Origin of the sequence: Streptomyces sp. NPDC002701, assembly GCF_042889045.1 — a bacterium.
Taxonomy (GTDB): domain Bacteria; phylum Actinomycetota; class Actinomycetes; order Streptomycetales; family Streptomycetaceae; genus Streptomyces.
Map to the genome: position 1 here is coordinate 362871 of NZ_JBIAQL010000006.1, position 20245 is coordinate 383115.

The 20245-nt window shown below is 71.0% G+C and carries 18 protein-coding genes; 7 read left to right on the plus strand and 11 right to left on the minus strand.

Annotation, left to right across the window (positions count from 1 at the left end):
• Positions 1-11: 11 nt before the first annotated feature.
• Positions 12-1037: an MBL fold metallo-hydrolase gene (locus ACFYXC_RS20200; RefSeq protein ID WP_389553368.1), complete on the plus strand. Its 1026-nt coding sequence runs from the start codon at positions 12-14 to the stop codon at positions 1035-1037.
• Between the two features lie 75 nt (positions 1038-1112).
• On the opposite strand, the gene ACFYXC_RS20205 is transcribed toward ACFYXC_RS20200, so the two are convergent.
• Positions 1113-1622, minus strand: coding sequence for a MarR family winged helix-turn-helix transcriptional regulator (locus ACFYXC_RS20205; protein ID WP_389553370.1), 510 nt, complete (start codon positions 1620-1622; stop codon positions 1113-1115).
• Positions 1623-1750: 128 nt separating this feature from the next.
• Between ACFYXC_RS20205 and ACFYXC_RS20210 the strand changes: the two genes are divergently transcribed.
• Positions 1751-2176: a Rid family hydrolase gene (locus ACFYXC_RS20210; protein ID WP_388909864.1), complete on the plus strand. Its 426-nt coding sequence runs from the start codon at positions 1751-1753 to the stop codon at positions 2174-2176.
• A gap of 28 nt (positions 2177-2204) precedes the next feature.
• On the opposite strand, the gene ACFYXC_RS20215 is transcribed toward ACFYXC_RS20210, so the two are convergent.
• Positions 2205-3332: a helix-turn-helix transcriptional regulator gene (locus ACFYXC_RS20215; RefSeq protein ID WP_389553372.1), complete on the minus strand. Its 1128-nt coding sequence runs from the start codon at positions 3330-3332 to the stop codon at positions 2205-2207.
• Positions 3333-3443: 111 nt separating this feature from the next.
• On the opposite strand from ACFYXC_RS20215, the gene ACFYXC_RS20220 reads away from it, so the two are divergent.
• Positions 3444-4130, plus strand: a complete 687-nt coding sequence (locus ACFYXC_RS20220; RefSeq protein ID WP_389553374.1) for an alpha/beta fold hydrolase — start codon at positions 3444-3446, stop codon at positions 4128-4130.
• 100 nt (positions 4131-4230) lie between these two features.
• Here the strand turns inward: ACFYXC_RS20220 and ACFYXC_RS20225 are convergent, their stop codons facing one another.
• Genes ACFYXC_RS20225 through ACFYXC_RS20255 form a run of 7 tightly spaced genes read right to left on the minus strand, consistent with a single transcriptional unit; the run spans position 4231 to position 11160 of the window.
• Positions 4231-4977, minus strand: coding sequence for an SDR family NAD(P)-dependent oxidoreductase (locus tag ACFYXC_RS20225; protein ID WP_389553376.1), 747 nt, complete (start codon positions 4975-4977; stop codon positions 4231-4233).
• Complete coding sequence (locus ACFYXC_RS20230; protein WP_389553378.1) at positions 4974-5945, minus strand: fumarylacetoacetate hydrolase family protein; 972 nt, start codon at positions 5943-5945, stop codon at positions 4974-4976. Before ACFYXC_RS20230 ends, ACFYXC_RS20225 begins: the two co-directional genes overlap by 4 nt.
• 46 nt (positions 5946-5991) lie before the next feature.
• Positions 5992-6924 carry a VOC family protein gene (locus ACFYXC_RS20235; RefSeq protein ID WP_389553380.1) on the minus strand — a complete coding sequence of 311 codons (933 nt, stop codon included), beginning with the start codon at positions 6922-6924 and terminating at the stop codon, positions 5992-5994.
• Positions 6925-6928: 4 nt separating this feature from the next.
• Positions 6929-7927 (minus strand): amidohydrolase family protein, encoded by a 999-nt coding sequence (locus ACFYXC_RS20240; RefSeq protein WP_389553381.1) that lies wholly within the window; start codon positions 7925-7927, stop codon positions 6929-6931.
• The gene (locus ACFYXC_RS20245; RefSeq protein ID WP_389553383.1) at positions 7924-9072 is read right to left on the minus strand and encodes an FAD-dependent oxidoreductase; all 1149 of its coding nucleotides are present in this window, start codon (positions 9070-9072) and stop codon (positions 7924-7926) included. Before ACFYXC_RS20245 ends, ACFYXC_RS20240 begins: the two co-directional genes overlap by 4 nt.
• A gap of 43 nt (positions 9073-9115) precedes the next feature.
• Positions 9116-10078, minus strand: coding sequence for a cyclase family protein (locus tag ACFYXC_RS20250; RefSeq protein ID WP_389553385.1), 963 nt, complete (start codon positions 10076-10078; stop codon positions 9116-9118).
• Positions 10075-11160, minus strand: coding sequence for a fumarylacetoacetate hydrolase family protein (locus tag ACFYXC_RS20255; RefSeq protein WP_389553387.1), 1086 nt, complete (start codon positions 11158-11160; stop codon positions 10075-10077). Before ACFYXC_RS20255 ends, ACFYXC_RS20250 begins: the two co-directional genes overlap by 4 nt.
• Positions 11161-11288: 128 nt before the next feature.
• Here ACFYXC_RS20255 and ACFYXC_RS20260 point away from each other — a divergent pair, with 128 nt between their 5' ends.
• The 3 genes from ACFYXC_RS20260 (at position 11289) to ACFYXC_RS20270 (ending at position 15832) form a co-directional block, all read left to right on the plus strand.
• Positions 11289-12206: a LysR family transcriptional regulator gene (locus tag ACFYXC_RS20260; protein ID WP_389553389.1), complete on the plus strand. Its 918-nt coding sequence runs from the start codon at positions 11289-11291 to the stop codon at positions 12204-12206.
• Positions 12207-12585: 379 nt separating this feature from the next.
• On the plus strand, positions 12586-13470 hold the full coding sequence (locus ACFYXC_RS20265; protein ID WP_389553390.1) for a hypothetical protein: 885 nt from the start codon (positions 12586-12588) through the stop codon (positions 13468-13470).
• Between the two features lie 172 nt (positions 13471-13642).
• Positions 13643-15832, plus strand: a complete 2190-nt coding sequence (locus ACFYXC_RS20270; protein ID WP_389553392.1) for a bifunctional serine/threonine-protein kinase/ABC transporter substrate-binding protein — start codon at positions 13643-13645, stop codon at positions 15830-15832.
• 73 nt (positions 15833-15905) lie between these two features.
• Here ACFYXC_RS20270 and ACFYXC_RS20275 read toward each other — a convergent pair whose 3' ends face one another.
• Both ACFYXC_RS20275 and ACFYXC_RS20280 read right to left on the minus strand, forming a co-directional pair.
• Complete coding sequence (locus tag ACFYXC_RS20275) at positions 15906-16286, minus strand: hypothetical protein (protein WP_389553394.1); 381 nt, start codon at positions 16284-16286, stop codon at positions 15906-15908.
• A 436-nt stretch (positions 16287-16722) separates the two neighbouring features.
• Positions 16723-18660, minus strand: coding sequence for an NAD-binding lipoprotein (locus ACFYXC_RS20280; RefSeq protein ID WP_389553396.1), 1938 nt, complete (start codon positions 18658-18660; stop codon positions 16723-16725).
• Positions 18661-19065: 405 nt separating this feature from the next.
• Between ACFYXC_RS20280 and ACFYXC_RS20285 the strand changes: the two genes are divergently transcribed.
• Positions 19066-20187 carry an FAD-dependent oxidoreductase gene (locus ACFYXC_RS20285; RefSeq protein ID WP_389553398.1) on the plus strand — a complete coding sequence of 374 codons (1122 nt, stop codon included), beginning with the start codon at positions 19066-19068 and terminating at the stop codon, positions 20185-20187.
• Positions 20188-20245: the final 58 nt, after the last annotated feature.

Below are 20245 nucleotides of genomic sequence, written 5' to 3' on the forward strand. Positions count from 1 at the left end.
TCCTGCATGCCATGAACGACGACACAGAGGGACAGCGCCCGAAGCGGCGCATGCAGGTGTTCGGCCGGCGCACGGTGCTGCGCGGCGCCGCGCTCGGCGCGGCCACCCCGCTGTTTTCCGCCACGACCACCCACGCCGAGACGACAGCTCACAGGGCCCCGACAGCAGGCTCGGCGTCCTTCCGCTGGCTGGGCACCTCCGGCTGGCGCATCGACGTCGACGGGCGGACAGTCCTCTTCGACCCCTACATCACCCGTTTCAAGACCGGCCTCTTCGACGGAGGGTTCACACCCGGTACGAAGCTGAGGTGCGACCCCGATCTGATACAGGAGCACATCGGCCACCCCGAGGTCGTCCTGGTCAGTCACTCGCACTGGGACCACATCGCCGACGTGCCCCACATCGCCAAGTCCACCGGAGCGCGGGTCGTCGGCACGGAGACCACATTCCATCTGCTGGTCGCGTTCGGGGTGGACCCCGGACAGATCTCGGTGGTGAAGGGCGGTGAGGTGCTGGACTTCGCCGGGATCACCGTCGAGGTCGTGTCGAGCCTGCACAGCCGCAACAAGCAGCACTCCTATTTCGCGCCGGGCACGCTGACCGCGCCGCCGACAGCGACCCCCAGAACCATCTCCGACCTGCCGGAGGGCGACACGCTCGCTTTCCAGGTGACGGCAGGGAGCGGTGGCCCGTCGGCGTTCCTGATGGGTGCCAGCGACTTCTCCGAGCGAGCCGTGCGGGGGCTGAGCCCCGATCTCGCGATGGTCGCGGTGCCGTCCAGCACCGCTACCTTCCGCTACGTGCCACGGCTGCTGCGGGCGCTGGGGGAACCCGGCGTCGTCGTGCCCGTGCACTGGGACAACTTCGAGAAGCCGCTGAGCGAGCCACCACGCCGTGACCCGGCGATGGACCTGGACGGGTTCGTCGCCCAGGTCCACCAGATGTCTCCGGCGAGCAGAGTCGTCGTGCCGGACTACCGGACGACCTACGGCGCGGACATGCGCGCCGCCGCACCGACGGCGTCCGAGCCGAGCTGAGCCGGTCCGGGACGGCCTCGGTCCGCTGTTCCAGGACAGACACGCATGTCCGCCGTCCATACCGGCGGGTGGCCGTCAGCCGAAGTCGTCGGGGACGATGCGGAGTTTCTCCGCGATGCGGACGAGGGCCTTCTGGTCGGTGGTGTTGAGCGAGTCGAGGACGATGCGGCGTACGGCGCGCAGGTGGGTCGGCGCTGCCAGGCGCACGATGTCGAAGCCGGCGTCGGTGAGTTCGGCGAGGGTGTAACGGCCGTCGGCCGGGTCGGGGCTGCGTACGATCCAGCCGCGCTGTTCACAGCGTTTGCTGACGTTGGACAGTCGGGAGAGCGATCCGCTGGCGAGGAAGGCCAGCTCTCCCATCCGCAGTCTGCGCTGCGGGGCCTCCGAGAGGTGGCTGAGCACGAGGTACTCGAACAGGGTGAGGCCGTGTTCCTGCCGCAGCGGCGACTCCAGTTTGCCGGGCAGCAGCAGGACAAGGGAGATCAGCCCCGTCCACGCCGCCTTCTCCTGCTCGTCGAGCCATCGCAGCTCCTCATCGTCCTCGTGCTCGCCCGTACCACTCATGGGCTCTCCCGTGCCGCTCATGGATGTTCCCGTCCTCCCGACGAACTCCGCCATCGCTTTACGCTTGAAGTCATCTCCTGCTACTGTCACTTTACGCGTGAACTCATGGACGAGGAAGCGCACCCCTATGGGCAGGAAGAGGAAGCATCATGAGCACCGTCACCTTCGGCATCACTGCGGGCTACGGCGAGAAGCTGCACGCGGCTCTCGGCTACAGCGGAGCCGTCCGCGTCGGCGACCGGGTCGAAATCTCCGGCCAGGCCGGAGTGGATGACGACCTGGTCATCCCTGACGCGCTGGAAGACGAGATCATCCAGGCTTTCGACAACGTGGAGCGCACGCTCGCCACGGTCGGCGCGACCTGGAAGGACGTCATCCATGTCAACTCGTACCACAAGGTCGCACCGGGAGATGACGTCATCGGCGAGGACCACAACGCGGTCATGGCGGAGCAGTTCCGCCGTCGCCTCGACGGCCGCGCGCCGATCTGGACCCAGACCGGCGTCACGGTCCTCGGCCTCGCCGCCATGCGCGTGGAGATCCGCGTCACCGCCATCGTCGACGACGGCAGCTGAACCGCCACCTCGTGTGGCCGAACCGTGGTCACCGAGGGGACCTCGTCGCGGCGCCGGTAGCGCCGGTAGCCCCGGTGGCGGCCGTACCGCCAGTACCACCGGCTGCCGAAGCCGATGGGTCCGGCGTCGGCGCTGCCCCGGCGTCGGCGGCCGCCGAGCCGCTCCCTGGACTCGGAAGCGGTGTGCGGGGTTCGTCCGTCACGGCGGCGGTGAGACGCGCCGCGAGCGCCTGCACTGCCGCGCGCAGTTCCTGCCCGCCCTCGACGCGGAAGGCGAGCGGCAGCCGCGCCAACCACTCCTGCGCGTACATCGTCGGGTTCCTCGTGCTGCCGACGAGCACGCACCCGTCTCCCGACGGTTCAAGCCGTCCCATGGGCGGCCGGATCCACGGCGTCACCTCCGCCATCGGGGCGTCGAACACCACCCGCGTGGGAAACTCCCACCCCTTGCCCAGGTTCTCCTCCAGCGCGGCCACCGGGTCGAGGCCAGCGGGCATGTCGAAGCCGTGGGCGGTCTGCCGGACCGCGCGGACCCGGTCGATCCGGTAGGTGCGGATCGCGTCCGCGCGGTGGGAATGGCACAGGAGGTACCAGCGGCCGTAGCGGACGACGACCGCCCAGGGATCCACCTCCGCCTCCCACTCACTGCCGGACGCACTCCGATACGTGAGCAGCACGCGGCGTCGATTCGCACTGGCCGTGACGAGCGTGCTCGTGAGGGCGGGATCCGGGCGGGACGCGTTCCGGTCCGGCGCCGCCGACGCGTGCTCGCGCAGGGCGGCCGCCTGTCGGCCGACGCTCTCGGGCAGCGCCCGGATGACCTTGCCCAGGGCGGCACCGACGAGGTCGTCGGCATCGGGGTCGGCGGCCGCCGGCTGAGCGTCGAGGACCGCCATGACCAGGCCCAGCGCTTCGGGCTGCGTGAAGACGACCGGCGGCAGCCGGGCCCCGCGCCCCAGTCGGTACCCGCCGTGGCGGCCCCGGGTCGAGTGCACGGGGATGCCCGCCTCGCGGAGGATCGCGACGTAGCGGCGCGCGGCCCGCTCCGTGATGTGCAGGGAGGCGGCGAGTTCGTCGGCCGTCACCCCTGTGGTGCGGGACTGGAGGATCTCGAGGGTGCGCAGGGCGCGCGCGGTGGGGCTGAGATCGGTCGGCACCCGGGCAGATTAGGTGGTCGCGAGATATTCCGGAAGCAGATTGTCCGGAAGCGGTCGTAGCGTGATGGCAGTGACCGACCGCACGGGCTCTACGGGAAAGAGAACTGATCCATGGACATCCTGCTCATCGCCGGCCTGTGGCTCGACGGATCCGCCTGGGACGACGTCGTGCCGGCGCTCGAGAAACTCGGCCACCGCCCCCTGGCGCTCACGCTCCCCGGTCAGGGGGACGGAGCCGAGTCCGCCACGCTGGAGGACCAGGTGGCGGCGGTGCTCGCCGCCGTGGACGCGGCACCGGAGAAGCCGATGGTGGTCGGGCACTCCGCTGCCTGCACCCTGGCCTGGCTGGCCGCCGACGCGCGGCCGGATCGGATCGCCAAGGTCGTCCTCGTCGGAGGCTTCCCGTCCGCCGACGGCGCGTCGTACGCCGACCTCTTCGAGACCGAGGACGGTGTGATGCCCTTCCCCGGCTGGGGCCCGTTCGAGGGACCCGACTCCGACGACCTGGACGAGGAGACGCGTCACCGCATGGCCTCGGCGGCGATCCCCGTGCCCGAGGGGGTGGCCAAGGGCAAGGTACGGCTGAGGGACGAACGGCGGTTCGACGTCCCGATGCTGCTGGTGTGCCCCGAGTACACCCCCGCCCAGGCCCGGCAGTGGATCGACGCCGGTGACGTGCCCGAGGCCGCCCGCACCAAGCACCTGGACTACGCCGACATCGACTCGGGCCACTGGCCGATGACCACCAAGCCGGCCGAACTCGCCCGGCTGCTGGCCACGGCGACGGCCGACGCCTGAACCGACTCGGCTTCGGCATGGGTATCCACTCATGGGCAGCGCCTCCCGTGCGGCTGCTCCCGGCAGCATGACCGTGCGCACTGATGGCCGACGACAACAGCTATTCCTCGCGCACGGCGTCGGAGACGGACTTGACGCCGCCGTGCGCCGTCAGACCGCCATCCACCGCGATCTCCGTGCCGGTGACGAAGGACGACTCGTCCGACAGCAGGAAGACCACCAACGGCGCCACCTCGTCGACGGTGCCGGTGCGGCCCAGTGGGGTCTCGCGGACATTGGCCTCGCGGAACGCGGGCGCGGCCGAGGCGGTCATCTCGGTCTCGATGTAGCCCGGGTGGATCGTGTTGACCCGGATGCCCCGCGGACCCAGCTCCAGGGCCGCGGTCTTCGACAGGCCGCGCAGCGCCCATTTGCTGGTGGTGTAGGCGACCGGGTAGTGGGCGGTGAGGGCGGCCGAGGAGCCGACGTTCACGATGGAGGAGCCGGGCGGCATGAGCGGCGCGAGGTGCTGGATGCCGAGGAGCGGACCGGTGACGTTGACCGCGTGGACGCGGGCCATGTCCTCGGGGCGTACGTCGCCGAGGCGGGCGCGCCAGGTGATGCCGGCGTTGTTGACCAGGCCGTGCACCTGGCCGTACGTCTGGCGCAGTTCGGCGGCAAGTTCGGCCCAGTCCGTCTCGCTGGTGACGTCCAGGCGGCGGCAGCCGGGCGCCTCGGACACGTCGGTGGCGACGACGCGGGCACCCTCGCGTGCCAGGGCCCGGGCCTCGGCGGCGCCCTGGCCGCGGGCGGCACCGGTGACGACGACCACCCTGTCCGGGAGCCGTCCGGGGCGCGGGCCGGTCACGGCCGTTCCCGGGTGCGGCGCCGGCCCGGCGGCAGGGGTACGGGTTCGGCGCCGGGGACGACGGTGTTGGTGAGGGTGCCGATGCCCTCGACGGTGAGGGTGACGGTGTCGCCGGGCTTCAGCGGTGGCGGGTCCTGCTTGCCGCGCAGGCCCCACAGTTCGGCCAGGCAGCCGCCGTTGCCGCAGGTCCCGGAGCCGAGGACGTCACCCGGTACGACGCGGGTGCCGCGGGAGGCGTACGCGGTCATCTCCTCGAAGGTCCAGCTCATGTTGGACAGCAGGTCCTCACCGACCATGTGGCCGTTGACCTGGGCGGTGAGTGCCAGGCGGAGGAAACCGTGGGCGTCGCGGTATCGCTCGAGTTCGTCGGCGGTGACGAGGTACGGGCCGAGGGTGGTCGCGGTGTCCTTGCCCTTGCACGGCCCGAGCCCGACCTTCATCTCGGCGGACTGCAGGTCGCGGGCCGACCAGTCGTTGAAGACGGTGTAGCCGACGATGTGGTCGCGGGCCTGCTCCGGGGTGAGGTCGCGGCCCTCACGGCCGATGACGGCGCCCACTTCGAGTTCGAAGTCGAGCGTGGACGAGCCGGGTGGCACCGGTACGCCGTCGCGGTGGGCGTAGATCGCGTGCGGGTTGGTGAAGTAGAAGGTCGGCGCCGCGTACCACTGTTCGGGGACGCCCACGCTGCCCTCCACGGCCCGGCGGACACCCTCGACGTGCTCCTCGAACGTCACGAAGTCCCGTACGGACGCGGGTTGGAGGGGCGGCAGCGGCCGTACCCGGGAGACATGAGGGCCCGGCGCCCCGTCGAGGGCGGCCGTACCGGCGGCCAGCAGCCCGGGCAGGCCGCCGGTCTCCGTGAGCAGCGCGGTGAGCGAGCTGACGCCGGGCAGGGGGAAGAGGGTGCCGTCCTCCTCCACGACGGCCACATGACGGCGGTGTCGGTCTTCATAGGTGGCGAAACGCACGGTGAGGGCTCCTGGCAAGGGGGGGCGGTCGGGTCGACGGGGCGGCTCAGACCGGCGGGGCGACGAACACACCGCGGTCGGGGTCGTTGAAGGACTCCTTGGCGACGAGTTCGTTCATGGGGTTGGCGGTGCCCCACTGGTCGGTGACCTCGGGCTGTGAGAAGTCGTAGACGTGCGGGTGCCAGGTGTCCTCGTCCAGCAGCTCCAACTCCGTCGTGTACTCGACGGTATTGCCGTGCGGGTCGAGGAAGTAGGTGAAGGTGTTGTCGCCCGCCATGTGCCGGCCCGGTCCCCAGATCTTCCGGAAGCCCGCGCGCATGACACGGCCCGAGCCGCGCATGTACTCGTCGAGGCCGCGCATCTCGAAGGACACGTGATGCAGCGCGGTGTGCGGGCCCTGGGCGATGGCCATCGAGTGGTGCTGGTTGCTGATCCGCATGAAGTGCATGACCTCGCCCATGTGCGGCGAGCTGAGCGTGTCGGAGAGGGCGAAGCCGAGGTGCCGCTCGTACCACGCACGGGTGCGGTTCAGATCGGGGGAGTTGAGGACCACGTGCGACAGCTTGACGGGGATGGCCTCCTTCTCCTCGATCCTGCGGTGCCGGCGCACCTCGACGTCCGCGGACACCTCGATGGTGCGGCCGTCGACGTCGAAGAAGCGGAAGCCGTAACCGCCGCCGGGGGTGTCGACCTTGCCCGGCCGCGATATCAACTGCACCCCGCCGGACAGGAGGTGTTCGGCCAGCCTGTCGACGGCGGCCGGGTTCGCGGCGCCGTAGGAGACGAGGTCGAGGCGCTTCTCGTCGGCCTTGCGCAGCCGCACGACGTACTGCTCGGGGGAGCCCTCGGCGGCCAGGAAGGAGATGCCGGAGTCCTCGGCGACCTTGGTGAGGCCCCAGACACCGGAGTAGAAGTCGAGCTGCTTGTCGTAGTCGGGCACGGCGAGGTCGACGTGCCGCAGGTGGGTGAGCAGACGCATGGTGTCAGTCCTTCCGGAGGAGGGCGGAAGCGTTGCCGCCCCGTACGGCGTCGAAGTCGGCCTCGGACAGGTGGGCGGCGCGCAGGGCGCCGACCGGGTCCTCGGTGCCCATGTCGAAGGGGAAGTCGGAACCGAGCAGGACCCGGTCCGCGCCGGCGACGCGGATCAACTCCCGCAGGACGTGCGGGTCGTGGACGAGGGAATCGAAGTACAGCCGCCGCAGATAGCTGCTGGGCGGGTGGGCGCAGCTTGCGCCCGCGTCGGAGCGGATCGTCCAGGCGTGGTCGGAGCGGCCGATGTGGGTGGGCAGGTAGCCGCCGCCGTGGGCCGCGAGCACCTTCAGGCCGGGATGGCGGTCCAGGACGCCGGAGAAGACAAGGTGGGAGAGGGCGACGGCGTTCTCGGCGGGCTGGCCGACGGTGTTGGACAGGTACCACCGGTCGAGCCGCTCGTCGAGCGTGCATCCGAAGGGGTGCAGGAAGACGATCGCGCCACTCTCTCCGGCCCGGGCCCAGAAGGACTCGTAGGCGGGATCGGACAGCTCGCGTCCGGGGGCGTGACTGGAGATCTCCACCCCGGCCAGGCCCAGTTCCAGCGCGTGGTCCAGGGCGCGTACCGTCTGCTCGGGATGCTGGAGCGGGACGATTCCCAGTCCGCGCAGCCGCTCAGGAGCCGCCGCGCAGTGTACGGCGGTCGCCTCGTCGGCGAGCCGGTACAGCTTCTCGGCCGTCTCCTCGTCCGCCCAGTAGTGGTAGTGCGAGGGCGACGGGCTGACCAGTTGTACGTCCACACCCTGCGCGTCCATCGCGGCCAGGCGCACGGTGACGTCCGTCAGTCTCGGGATGCGCTCACGGACCATGGGGCCGCTGACCGCGAGGGCGGCGGGACCGTTGCGGCGGGCGTCGAGCGCCTTCGCCTCGGCGTGGCCCGGGAGGCCGGCCACGAGTGCCTCCACCTCGGGCAGCAGCAGGTGGGCGTGCACGTCGACGGTGGGCGGGGTCACGGCAGCTCCCGGAGCATGGTCATGGTGCGGGTCATCAGGCCGGGCAGGTCGGCGTCACGCACACCGTCGAGCTGCCACTGCCCGATCTGGACGGACGCCTCCACGACGGGCCGGACGCGGGCGATGCGCCGCTCGTAGTACGCCTGGAACAGTGCGTCGTCCCAGGTGTCGGTCCCGGTGAGCAGATGGGCGAGCACCCAGGCGTCCTCCAGGGACAGCGCGGCGCCCTGCGCGAGGGTCGGCGGGCAGCAGTGCGCCGCGTCACCGACCAGCACGACCCGGCCGCGGTGCCAGGAGCCTTCGACGAGCAGGCGGTCGAACCAGGTGTAGTTGACGTCCGCCGGGTCGGTGATGTGCTGGGTGATCTCCGGCCAGAAGCCGCCGTAGTGCCGGGTCAGGTGGCGCATCTCGTCGGCGTAGGACTCGGGCGGTACGGAAGCGCGGTCGCGGTTGGCCTCGACGACGTACGCGTAGATCGTGTCGGCGCTGGTGGGGCAGTAGCCCGCGATGTAGGCCGGCCCGCCGTAGGCGAGATCGGTGCGGGTCAGACCGGCGGGCCGGGGTGCGGCGATGCGCCAGATGGCCATGCCGGTCGGCTCGGGGCCGACCTCGATGCCGATCGCGGCACGGGTCGCGGAACCGAGGCCGTCGGCGGCGACCACCAGGTCGTAGCGGCCCTCGGCGCCGTCGGTGAAGCGCACGGTGACCCCGTCCACGTCCTGGGCGAAGGAATCGGCCCGGATTCCCAGGCGCACCCGGGCGCCGCTGTCCCGCACGGCATCGATCAGGATCCGCTGGAGCCGGGGGCGCTGCATACCGACGGTGGCGGGCAGGTCGTCGCCGCCGGTCCGCAGGTCGTCCTGGACGTGCAGGACGGTCCCGTCGGGGGTGGTGATGCCGACCGATCCGAAGCTGAAACCGGCCGCCTCCACCTGCTCCCAGACGCCCAGCTCGCGCAGGACGCGCAGCGCGTTGCCCTGGAGGGTGATGCCGGAGCCGGCGGTGGCGTTCCAGTCGTCCCTGGCCTCGACCAGGTCCACGGCGAGGCCGGCGCGGCGCAGGAGGATCGTGACGGCGTTGCCGGCCGCGCCCCCACCGATCACCAGGACGGTACGGGCCGCTGTCGTCGAGCTCTCGGGGCTCATGGGAACTCCCTTGTTCCTTGGTCTGCTGGTCTGCTCGGCCGGACTACTTGACGGCGATCGGGTTGACGGGGGAGCCGACCGCGCCGGTGATGGGCAGGGGCGCGGCGGTGAGCCAGAACTCGTACACCCCGTCGGCCGCGCAGTCCTCCGCGAGCGCGTCCAGGTCCCACATCTCGCCGATCAGCAGGCCGATGTGCGGGATGGCCACCTGGTGCAGCGGCTGGAAGGCGTGCTCGAACTCGTTGGGCCGCACCTCGAAGCCCCAGGTGTCCGTGGCGACCGCGGCGAGCTCGGTGCCGTGCAGCCAGCCCGCCGCGGTGAACGACAGTCCGGGCGCGGGGCCTCCCGCGTAGTCCCCCCAGCCGTCGCGACGGGCCCGGGCCAGTTGCCCGGTGCGCACCATCACGATGTCACCGCGGCCCACCCGTACACCGTGCCTCTCGGCGGTCGCGGTCAAGTGCTCCTCGGTGATGGCGAACCCGTCGGGCAGTTCGCCGTCGTCGCCGACTGTCCGGCCGACGTCCAGGAGCACGCCGCGGCCGGCCACGTACGGCGCCATGTGCTCGATACCGGTCACCAGGTCGCCGTCGGAGGTGACGACCTTCTCCGCCCGACGCCCGTTCCAGGCCCTGCCGTGGTCGAAGATGTGCCCGAGCCCGTCCCACTGGGTGGAGCACTGCAACGGCATGGCGATCACGTCGTCGGCGCCGCCGATGCCGTGCGGGAAGCCCTGGGTGCCGAGCGCGGCGTCGGTGCCGGTGTCCAGCATGGTGTGCACCGGGTTGGTGCGCCGCCGCCAGCCCTTCTGAGGGCCGTCCATGTCGAAGCGCTGGGAGAGGGAGAAGCTGACGCCCCGCCGTACGAGCGCGGCACCCTCACGGCGCTTGGCCTCGTCCAGGAAGTTCAGCGTGCCGAGCACGTCGTCCTCGCCCCAACGGCCCCAGTTGGAGCACGCCTTGGCGGCCCGGCCGATGGCGCCCTCGGGGTCGGTGCGGTCCGGGCTCATCGGGCTGTCTCCGCCACACAGCGGGTGCGCTGGGCGCCCAGACCCGTGATGGAGCCGTCCATCACGTCGCCGTCGCGCAGCAGCCGTCCCCAGTGCATGCCGTTGCCGGCCGGGGAGCCGGTCAACACCAGGTCGCCGGGCAGCAGTTCGGCGCTCTGCGAGGCGTAGGACACCATGCGCGCGACATCGAAGATCATGTCCTTGGTGGACTCGTCCTGCATGGTCTCGCCGTTCAGCTTGAGTACGAGGCGCAGGTCGCCCGGGTCCGCGACCGCCGCGGCCGGCACGATCCACGGGCCGAGCGGGGTGAAGCCGGGGGCGTTCTTGCTGCGCAGCCAGTCCGTGCCGATCTGCGGCATGTCCCGGCGGAAGACGCTCGCCCGGTCGGTGAGGTCGTTGGCGATCGTGTAACCGGCGACGTGCTCCAGCGCCTCCTCGACGGACACCCGGTGCGCCGGTCGGCCGATCACGGCCGCCAACTCCAGTTCCCAGTCCGGCTTCTCGGCCCACGCGGGCAGTACGACGTCGTCGTACGGTCCCGTGATCGCACTCGGCAGCCCGATGAAGACGTACGGCAGGTCGTCGGCCGCCCGGCGGTCCATGATCTCGGCCGCCTCGGCACGCCGCTCCTCCTCGGGCCTGTCGTCTGCCGGGTCGCGGTGCGCGACATGCAGATCGATGACGTGCTGCCGGTAGTTGGCCCCCGACTGGAACACCTGGCGCGGCTCGACCGGCGCATGCACCCGGAAGTCCGCCAACGGCCGGTATTCGGGGCCTGCTTCGGCGCCAGCTCCGGCACCGACACCCGCACCGGCACCGACACCTGCACCAGCACTGGCACCGGCCCCGTCCGCGTCCGTACCTGCGTCGGCCAGCGCCGACAGCCGCGGCAGGACCGTGCCCCAGTCCTCCAGGAGGCCGCGGACGGTCAGGTGCTCGTCGCCGAGGGCGGCGCGGAGGTCGAGCACCCGGGCGCCGGCCGTGACGAGGGCGGGGAAGGCCGGCCCGCCGGGGGCGGAGAGCGTGGCGAGGGCGAAGGGTCCGGCGAAGAGTGCGGACGCGGCTTCAGGTTTCACGGACATGTCCTCCTGATTGCGGTGCGACTAATCTGGACCCGCCACCCGTGATCAGGGAAATAGATTCTGTGGATGACCGGCATCCATGGTGTGGATTCTTCCTGGTGGGCGCCGTACAGCTAAGGAAGCAGCCCGTGAATCTGAGCCGCCTGGACCTCAATCTCGTCGTCGCCCTGCGCGCCCTGCTGGAGGAGCGCAACGTCACGCGGGCCGGGCAGCGCGTCGGGCTCAGCCAGCCCGCCATGAGCGCCGCCCTGTCCAGACTCCGCCGCCACTTCGACGACGACCTGCTCGCCAGGGTGGGCGGCCACTACGAACTCACCGCGCTGGGACAGGTCCTGCTCGACCGCGTCTCCACGGCCCATGACGTCCTGGAACGGCTCTTCGCCAGCCAGGCCGACTTCGATCCGGCCCGGGAGAGCCGCGAGTTCAAGCTGATCGCCTCCGACTACGCCGTCTCCGTCTTCGGCACCGAGCTGGCGCGCGTCGTGCACGAGGAGGCCCCCGGCATCCGGCTACGGTTCGCGCAGACCCCGAACACGGTGGTGGACGCCACCGAAACGCTGCTGAGCGCGACCGACGGTCTGCTCATGCCGCACGGCGTCATCAGCGACTTCCCCGCCACCGACCTGTACGAGGACCGCTGGGTCTTCCTCGTCGCCGACGACCATCCCGGCGTCGACGACCGCCTCACCCGCCAGGACCTGGCACGGCTGCCGTGGGTCACCTACCAGCGCACGTACGATTCCCCCGCCGTACGCCAGCTCGGCATGCTGGGCATCGAACCCCGGGTCGAGGTGTCCGTGGACAGCTTCCAGCTCATGCCGCTGCTGGTGGCGGGCACCCGCCGTATCGCGCTCATCCAGGCCCGTCTCGCCCGGCTCCTCGCACCGCTCGCCGCCGTCCGCGCGGTGGCGCCGCCCTACGAGGCGGTGCCACTGCGGGAAGCCCTGTGGTGGCATCCCGTGCACACCCACGAAGCGGCTCACATCTGGCTGCGCGAGACGGCGGCCCGCGTCGGCGGACGGATGACCGGCATCACGGAACCGTGAGCCGTTCCGGGGGCGGCCGACGTCGTCGATCCGGACGGAGCAGGTACCCGGCCGGACGCCTGACCATCGGTTGACCACGGGGGAGTGACCGGCTGAGAGCGCACCCCGATCCTCATCGCGAACCCGAGTTGACCGGAGCCCGCCTCCGTGCCCACACGAGGGAGGGTCGGCCGGGGACCAGCCGCCGACGAAGGCGGTCGCTATGTGTCGGTTCCCCGTCATGAGTGGGGGCACTTGAACCGACTGGGCATATCTCACACCGGTAACTGAGTATCCGACTCGGGACGCGAAGCCTGTCCTGTGCCTAATATCTCCACCCACCGGGAAGATCGGCATGGTTTGCGCGAGCCCCGTGGCACAAGACGACCGGGGGTAGACCATGACAACTGCCTATAGAGCACGTCGATTCGTCACGATCGGGGTGGCCGCCGTGCTGGCTGTCGCCGCCCTGACGGCCTGCAGTGAAGACGGTTCCGCTTCGGAGGAGACGGGCAAGGGCGGCAAGGGCTCGGCGAGTACCGGCACCGAGGAGTCGGTCAACGGCGGCGACCCGTCGGGCAGTTCGAGCCCGGAGACGGGTGCGAGCGGCGAGGCGAGCACCGGCTCTTCGGCGGACCCGGAGCAAGGCAACGACGCGTACGACTTCACGCCCGATCCGAAGAAGATCCCCAAAAACGCGGCGCAGGCGCGGAAGCTGACGCGGAAAGCCTCGCTGGAACCGGCCGACTGGACGCCCGGGATGGTGAAGCACGACCCGTACGAGACGGCAGACACCTGGCCGGTCCTCGCTGATTCCTGCGTCTGGTCGCGCGGCGGGCTGCCGCGGCACGTCCTGGACAGCTACACGCGCCGGATCGACGTACCGGCGAAGGACGGCAAGGGCCGCGTGCAGGGTTCCGTGACGGTGACGGTTCACCGGACGGTCAAGGACGCCGACGGGGAGATGAAGGACACGGTCCAGGAGAGCTTCCGCTGTCCGGGGCAGGACCTGGGCGGCGGACAGAGGCTGGACGGCCTGATGTCGATGCACCTGGACCAGAAGGACATCACCAACGCGGACGCCACCCTGTTCGAGGCGGGCAAGTACACCGGTGCCGGTTCGGACGGGAAACAGGAGTACGTGTGGACGAAGTCCCGTATCGGCCCCGTGACGATCGCCGTCTCGGTCAAGGGGGCCAAGGGGTACGAGACCTCGGACCTCATCCGGCTGGCGGCCGAGGCAGGGGCCAAGGTCCTCTACCGTGTCGAGACGGAGCTGAAGTGACCGTCCCCGGGAGGTGGCCGCTGCCCGGCGAGCACCGGCCGCCACCCACGGATCGGCCTCCCCTCGACCGACTCCAGCCGGTCGACTCCCCTCGACCAAGTCCCGTCGACCGGCTCCGGCCGGCTGACCGCCGCCAGATGACCGCATTCAGACCTCCGGGACGTCACCGCTGATGGAACCGCTCCACTCCTCCGATCCGGCCCGCATAGCCGGCTACCGCGTCCTCGGCCGGCTCGGCGCCGGCGGGATGGGCGTGGTCCTGCTGGGCCGCTCCCAGGGCGGCGCGCTCGTCGCGATCAAGCTGATCCGGGCCGAGTACGCCGACGACGCCGCCTTCCGCAGCCGTTTCCGCCGCGAGGTGTCGATCGCCCGCCAGGTCCGCAACCGCTGGGCGGTACCGGTGGTGGACGCGGACACGGAGGCGGCGGCGCCGTGGCTGGCGACCGAGTTCGTGCCCGGGCCCGCGCTGAGCGACGCGGTCGGGACGGGAGCGCCGCTCCCGGAGCGCAGTGTGCGGGCCCTCGGCGCGATGCTCGCCGAGGCACTGGAGGCGGTGCACGCGGCAGGGATGGTGCACCGGGACGTCAAGCCGGGCAACGTCCTGCTCGCTCTCGACGGGCCCCGTCTGATCGACTTCGGTATCGCCCGCGCCCTGGACGACACCGTCCTCACCGCGACGGGCACGGTCGTCGGCTCGCCGGGTTTCCTCTCCCCGGAGCAGGCCCAGGGCCGCCACATCGGCCCGCCGAGCGACATCTTCTCGCTGGGCTGTGTCCTGGCGTACGCGGCGACCGGCCGCCGCCCGTTCGGCAGCGGCCCGGTCGACGCGATGCTGTTCCGTACGGTGTACGACCCGCCGGACCTGGAGGGCGTGCCCCCGGCGCTGCTGCCCGTCGTACAGGCATGTGTGGCCAAGGACGCCGACTCCCGGCCGACTGCCGCGCAGATCCGGACGGAGTGGGCGGAGGACGCGGCGGGGCAGAGCTGGCTGCCCGCTCCGGTGACCCATCTGATCGCGTCGCGTTCCACGCAGATGCTGAGTCTGCCGGACATCGAGTCGACGCAGTACGTCGCGCCACAGGGTGACGTGGACACCCGTCCCGCGGGGCCCGAGGCCCCCGCACCCGGCCGGCGCCGTTTCCTGACCTATCTGGCGGCGGGCGGTGCGGTCCTCGCGGCGGGCGGGGCGACGACCGCGTGGCTCGCCGGAGTGGGGGACGACGGCGGAACCGGTTCGGACGGTGACGGCGGCAACGGTTCGGACGGCGACGGCGACGGTGACGGCGACCGGGCGAAGACCCGTCCGGTGCTGGGCATCGGTCTCCAAGCGGATCTGAGCGGTGCGCTGGGCGTCCAGGGCAGGGCCCAGCGGCAAGGGGCTCAGCTGGCGGTCGAGGCGCACAACGCCCGCGCGGACGCCCCGTTCACCCTGAAGCTCACCACGGTGGACGACCGGGGTGACGAAGCGGGGGCCCTGGTTGCCGCCCGCCGGTTCACGGACGACGCCTCAGTGGTCGCCGTCCTGGGCGCGACGAGCACGGCGGCGGCGGGCGCGGTGCTGACCGCGTACGACGAGGCCGCTCTGTCGGTGATCAGTGTGACGGACGGGGACACCCGGCACATCAACCGGGTGTTCCTGTGCGCCCGGCCGAACAACGCGATGCAGATGGTCCCCGTGTCCAGCTATGTCGGGGTCCACGGCCTGGACGACATCGCCCTCGTCGACAACGAGACCGAATACAGCCGGCAGGTCACGCGCTTCCTCAGCGAGGGCCTGCGCACCGGCGGCGACCGGAACGTCCTCGCAGAGACCCTGCCGCTGGACAGCGACAACCACTCTGCGTACGCCCGCCAGTTGGTGGCCAAGCGGCCCGGAGCCGTGGTCCACGGCGGCGACTGGCAGGACGTCGCCCGCTTCGCCCGCGCACTCGCGGAGACCGACTACCGGGGCCCGAAGTTCGCGACCCAGGCCGCGCACGATGCGCGGTTCCTGCGCGAGGCGGGCGCCGCGGGCGACGACTGGCTGATCGTGTCCACGGCGGTCGACCCGCCGGCCGTACGCTCGGCGGACGCTTTCGTGAAGGCGTTCCGCGCCCGTTTCTCGTCCGCTCCGCCGCTGTTCGCCGCCGAGGCGTACGACGCGGTCCGGCTGATCGCCGCCTGCGTGGAGGGCCTGGGCCGGAAGAACGTGTCCCGCCAGGACCTCGTACCGGTGCTGCGGACGACGACGTTCAAGGGGGTGTCGAAGCCCTACGCCTTCAACAAGGAGAACGGCTGGTACACGGGCGACCAGGGCGTCTTCTTCTACCGGGCGAAGGAGGGCCGGTTCCGCTTCCTGGGCACGGACCCCGCGAAGGTCTGAGCATCTGCGCGCATTTCGGGTGCGAGGACTCGGGGGGCGACACCCTTTGATGCTGCTTCGCCCTCCGCCCCGCTCAGGGCTTGTCGCCGCGCGTGTACGGGCCGAGGAGTTGTCGGAACGCGGCGTCGCCGGGGGGTTCGAGCCCTTTGGTGTCCGCGCCGCCTTCGACGAACGGTGTGCAGGTGGCGGAGGTTCGGCCGACCATACGGTGGGTGCCGAGCAGGCGGCCGGTGCGGGCCTCCAGGACCCGTACCTCGTACCGGCCCTCGTAGTGGGAGATCTTCCGGCCCGCTTCGACGGGCGACTCGTACCGGCACACCTTGAGGAGTCTGCCCAGTCCCTTGTACGAGGCGCAGGCGACGAGTTGCACCCGCTCGGGCAGCGGTGTGAACGGGTCGGCGCGGTCGTAACCCCCGTGGCTCTCGAACTGGTGCAGCAGCCCGTTCACATGCACGACCACAGGGTGGGGTCCCGACGCCGACACGCGTGCCGCCCGGGGGAGTGGGCGGCTTCCCTTCTCCTGGCAGAGGCCGCCGAACGAGAAGAGGTCGAGACGCGTCTCCACCGGGCTTTCCGGCACCGGGGTGACCGGGGTGACCGGCTGCCCCGAGGACCCTGGGGTCGCGGCGGGTCCGCTGGTATCGCTGTCGCCGTCCGAGGGTCGTCCCAGCAGCCCGATCAGGACCGCGACCCCCGCCAAGGCCACCACCCCGGCCCCGTAACGCGCCCGTCCAGCCACCCCGCCCGCCCCCTTGCGTACTTACGCAGCGCGCCAATGTGTCCGCCCCCGGTGCGCTCCTGGCGGCGAGAGGCGTTGCGGACACCGTAGCCGCTCGGCGCGGACCGTACACCGGAGCAGGCAGACGGCAGGGGTTCAGCCCTGGCGCACCTCAGTCCGTGCCGATCACGACGACTTCGTCGCCGTCGGACCAGCGGCGGCGCTCGGTCTTGGGTGGGTTGATGTGCATGCCGTACTGCGGGCCCTGCCGCGCTGTGGTGTGGTCCCGGTATCCGATGGCGCACTCGCCCCGGAGGCGTGCCGCGGCCACCACCGTCGCGAAGGGGGTTTCGTGGTCCAGGCGGACGTAGTCGGCGGCCGGTTGCAGGAGGATCCCCTTTCCCCCGGCACGGAACAGTTCCTCGAACACCCCTGCCAAATGCCGGTTCTGGGAGATCTGCGCCATCAGCAGGCCGATGATCTTGCCGCTGATGATGACGTCGGCGTTGGGACTGATGGGCGCCAGTACCCGGTTGCGGTCATCGACCAGTTCCGTGACCACCGACAGTTCACGTCCGGTGCTTTCCTCCAGTTGCTGGAGCAGCAGCAGGGTGACGAGTGTGTGATTGTCCGGCTCGTCTGCGGGCCCGTCGGGGGCAGGATCCCGGCCGAGCACGATGACACTGTCGTAGGAGTCGATGTCCAGGCGGCGCAGGGTCGCGGGGTGGGTGACGTCTCCCCGGTGCAGTGTGAAGGCCAGCCCGGCACCGGTCGGTGTGTCGGCGTCGTCGCCCTGGTGAAGGGTGGTCGCGCCGTCTGCCGTCACCACGTCGACGGTCGATCCGGGCAGCACACAGCGGCGTAACTGGTCGATCATCAGCGGTGCCCGGCGGTTCCAGCCCAGCATCAGCACCCGTTCCGGTCGTGCGGAGGCCGGCGGCTCGCACCTCACGGCTGCCTTCTCGACCGAATCGGCACAGTCCTCCAGGTGGGCGGTGTCGTCGTCGCGGGAGATGACGAGGATCCTGTCGTCCGCACGGATCGGCGTGTCCGGCGGGGGAGCGAGCAGCGGTATGTCCCCTCGGACCAGTCCGACGACGCTCGACGTCGCATAGGACAGCAGCGCCTCACCGAACGGGCGGCCCACCAGCGCGGGTTCCGCGACGAGGTAGAACTCGTCACCGGCGAAGTCCAGCAGTTCCCGGTGCACGAGGGAGAGCCCAGGGCGACGAGCGGCCTGGACGATCATGCGGGCGGTGATCGTGTCGCTCTCCAGGACGACTCCGTCCGGCCCCGCGGCCAGCGAGGCGGCCAGGTGGAACCGGTCGTCCCGGACCGCGGCGACCACGGAAGGACGGGTCGCCTGGCCGTCCCCCCGGTGGGACAGGGCGATGCGCAGGGACAGCAGGGTCTTGACGACCTCTGCGTCGGCGTTCGGTTCGTCGTGGGGCAGCACAAGGATGGCGCTGGCCGTGGCCGGGTTGGTGAGGGAAAGCACGGCCGGGTCGGTGGTGGGGCCGCTGCGGCAGATCAGCCGCGTACGGCCGACAGGACCGATCCGGGTGCCGAATGCCTCCTCCATGGCGGTCTTGTCCCGGTCGGCCAGCACGACCACCACCGCCCGCCGCTGGTTGGCGTTGGCGGCCACCAGTTCGCGCACCACGGTGAAGACCTGCTCCGACCACCCCAGCACCACCGCGTGCCCGTACTCCAGCACCGTGGACCGGCCCCTCCGCAGCGCGGTGAGCCGCTCCGTGAGGGCGGCCGTGATCAGGCCGACGAGGAGGGACACGTACAGCAGGGCGATCAGCGCGAGCAGCACCGACATCGTCACCCGCAACGGTGTGCCCGTCACGCCCCCCAGGCGCAGCGTCTCACCGGTGAGGCGCCAGACCTCCGCCAGCCTGCCCGGCGCGGACGCCGGAGCGTTCGGGTCCGTCCACACCAGTACGGCGCTCACCGGCACGACGACGACCAGGCACAACAGGGCCAGCCAGCCGACGAGAGCGGAGGCACCGCGGGCCAGCGTGCTGTCGAACCAGTAACGGATCCGGTCACCGAGCTCCTTGAGCCCACCGGCTCCACCGCGTGGATCGATCTGCTGTCCCATCCTGTCCGTCTCCTCCGCTCCTCCGTCACCCCGTGCTCCGGCACGACCGGGTGCCGTTCATGCGTTTGCAGTGTGCTTCGCGGAAGTTTGCGGTGGGCGCACTTGATCACAGTTCACCCTTTTGAGGAGAGGCGCGCGCAGAAGCAGCAGGAGCACTCCGGCCCGGCGTGCCCGCCGGGCGCGGTGCGTCGCAGCGTGAGCGGCCCCGGTCGCCACACGGTGGATGCGCGGCTATAGTCACCTGGTCGCGAAAAACGATGTCCGCGGGTCCATCCGCCGGGCGTCGCTCGTACATCGATGCAGATGGTTCTGATCGTTGAGCGTCTCCTTGCCGAGACCGGACTTCCCGTCCGCTCCCGGCGCTGACCATCGCCGACGCGTGTCGGCGCTACAGAGGAGCGCAGCATGCAGAAGACCATCGCCATCGTCGGAGCGGGAGTGGGCGGGCTCACGCTCGCCCGGGTGCTCCAGGCTCACGGCGTCGCCGCGACGATCTACGAGGGTGAGGCTTCGGCGACGACCCGGGCGCAGGGCGGCCTGCTCGACATCCACGAAGAGACCGGACAGGTCGCGCTGCACGCGGCTGGTCTGTACGACGAGTTCCTCGCTCTGGTCCGCCCGGGCGAGGACGCCAAGCGCGTGGTCGACCGCCACGGCACGATCCTGTTCGACATGCCCGCGGACCCCGGTTCGGCCCGTCCAGAGGTGGACCGCGGCGAACTGCGGCGCCTGCTCATCGACTCGCTGGCGCCCGGGACCATCAGGTGGGGGCACAAGCTCGCCTCGCTACGGCCCTGCGTGGAGGGCGGCTACGAGCTCACCTTCGCGACAGGTTCCGCCACGCGCGCCGACCTCGTCATCGGCGCGGACGGCGCCTGGTCGAAGGTGCGCCCGCTGCTCACGGCCGCCACGCCTGCCTACAGCGGAACGTGCTTCATCGAGATCGCCCTCACCCCGGGCGGCCGGACCCATCGGGCGAGTGTGGCCGCGATCGGCAGTGGCACGTTGATGGCGGTCGCGCCGGGCAAAGGCATCATCGCCCATCGCCACGCCGAGGGGCATGTGCGCGGATACGCGGCGCTGACCAGGCCCGAGGCATGGATGAGGTCGATCGACTTCGGCGACCCGTCCGCCGGCCTCCGTCAAGTCGCCGAGGAGTTCGACGGCTGGTCGCCGCTGCTCACCGACTTCGTGACACAGAGCGACGCGAATCCGTGGCTGCGCCCCATCTACGCCCTTCCCGCCGGGCTCACCTGGGACCGGGTACCCGGTGTCACGCTCGTCGGCGACGCCGCGCATCTGATGTCACCCTTCGCCGGCGAGGGCGCGAACCTCGCCATGTACGACGGCGCCGACCTGGCGAGCAGACTCGTTGAGCAACCCGACACCGAGACCGCGCTCACTGCCTACGAAGAGCGGCTGTTCCCGCGTAGTGGCGACGCCGCCCATCGCTCGGCGCGGAACCTGGAGATCTTCTTCGGCCAGGAAGCACCGCAGAGCGTCGTCACTCTCTTCGCTCCCTCCTGAAACTCAGTCCGGTTCGCGTCCGAACCAGTCCCTGTCCGGCCGGGGAGATGATCGCCGC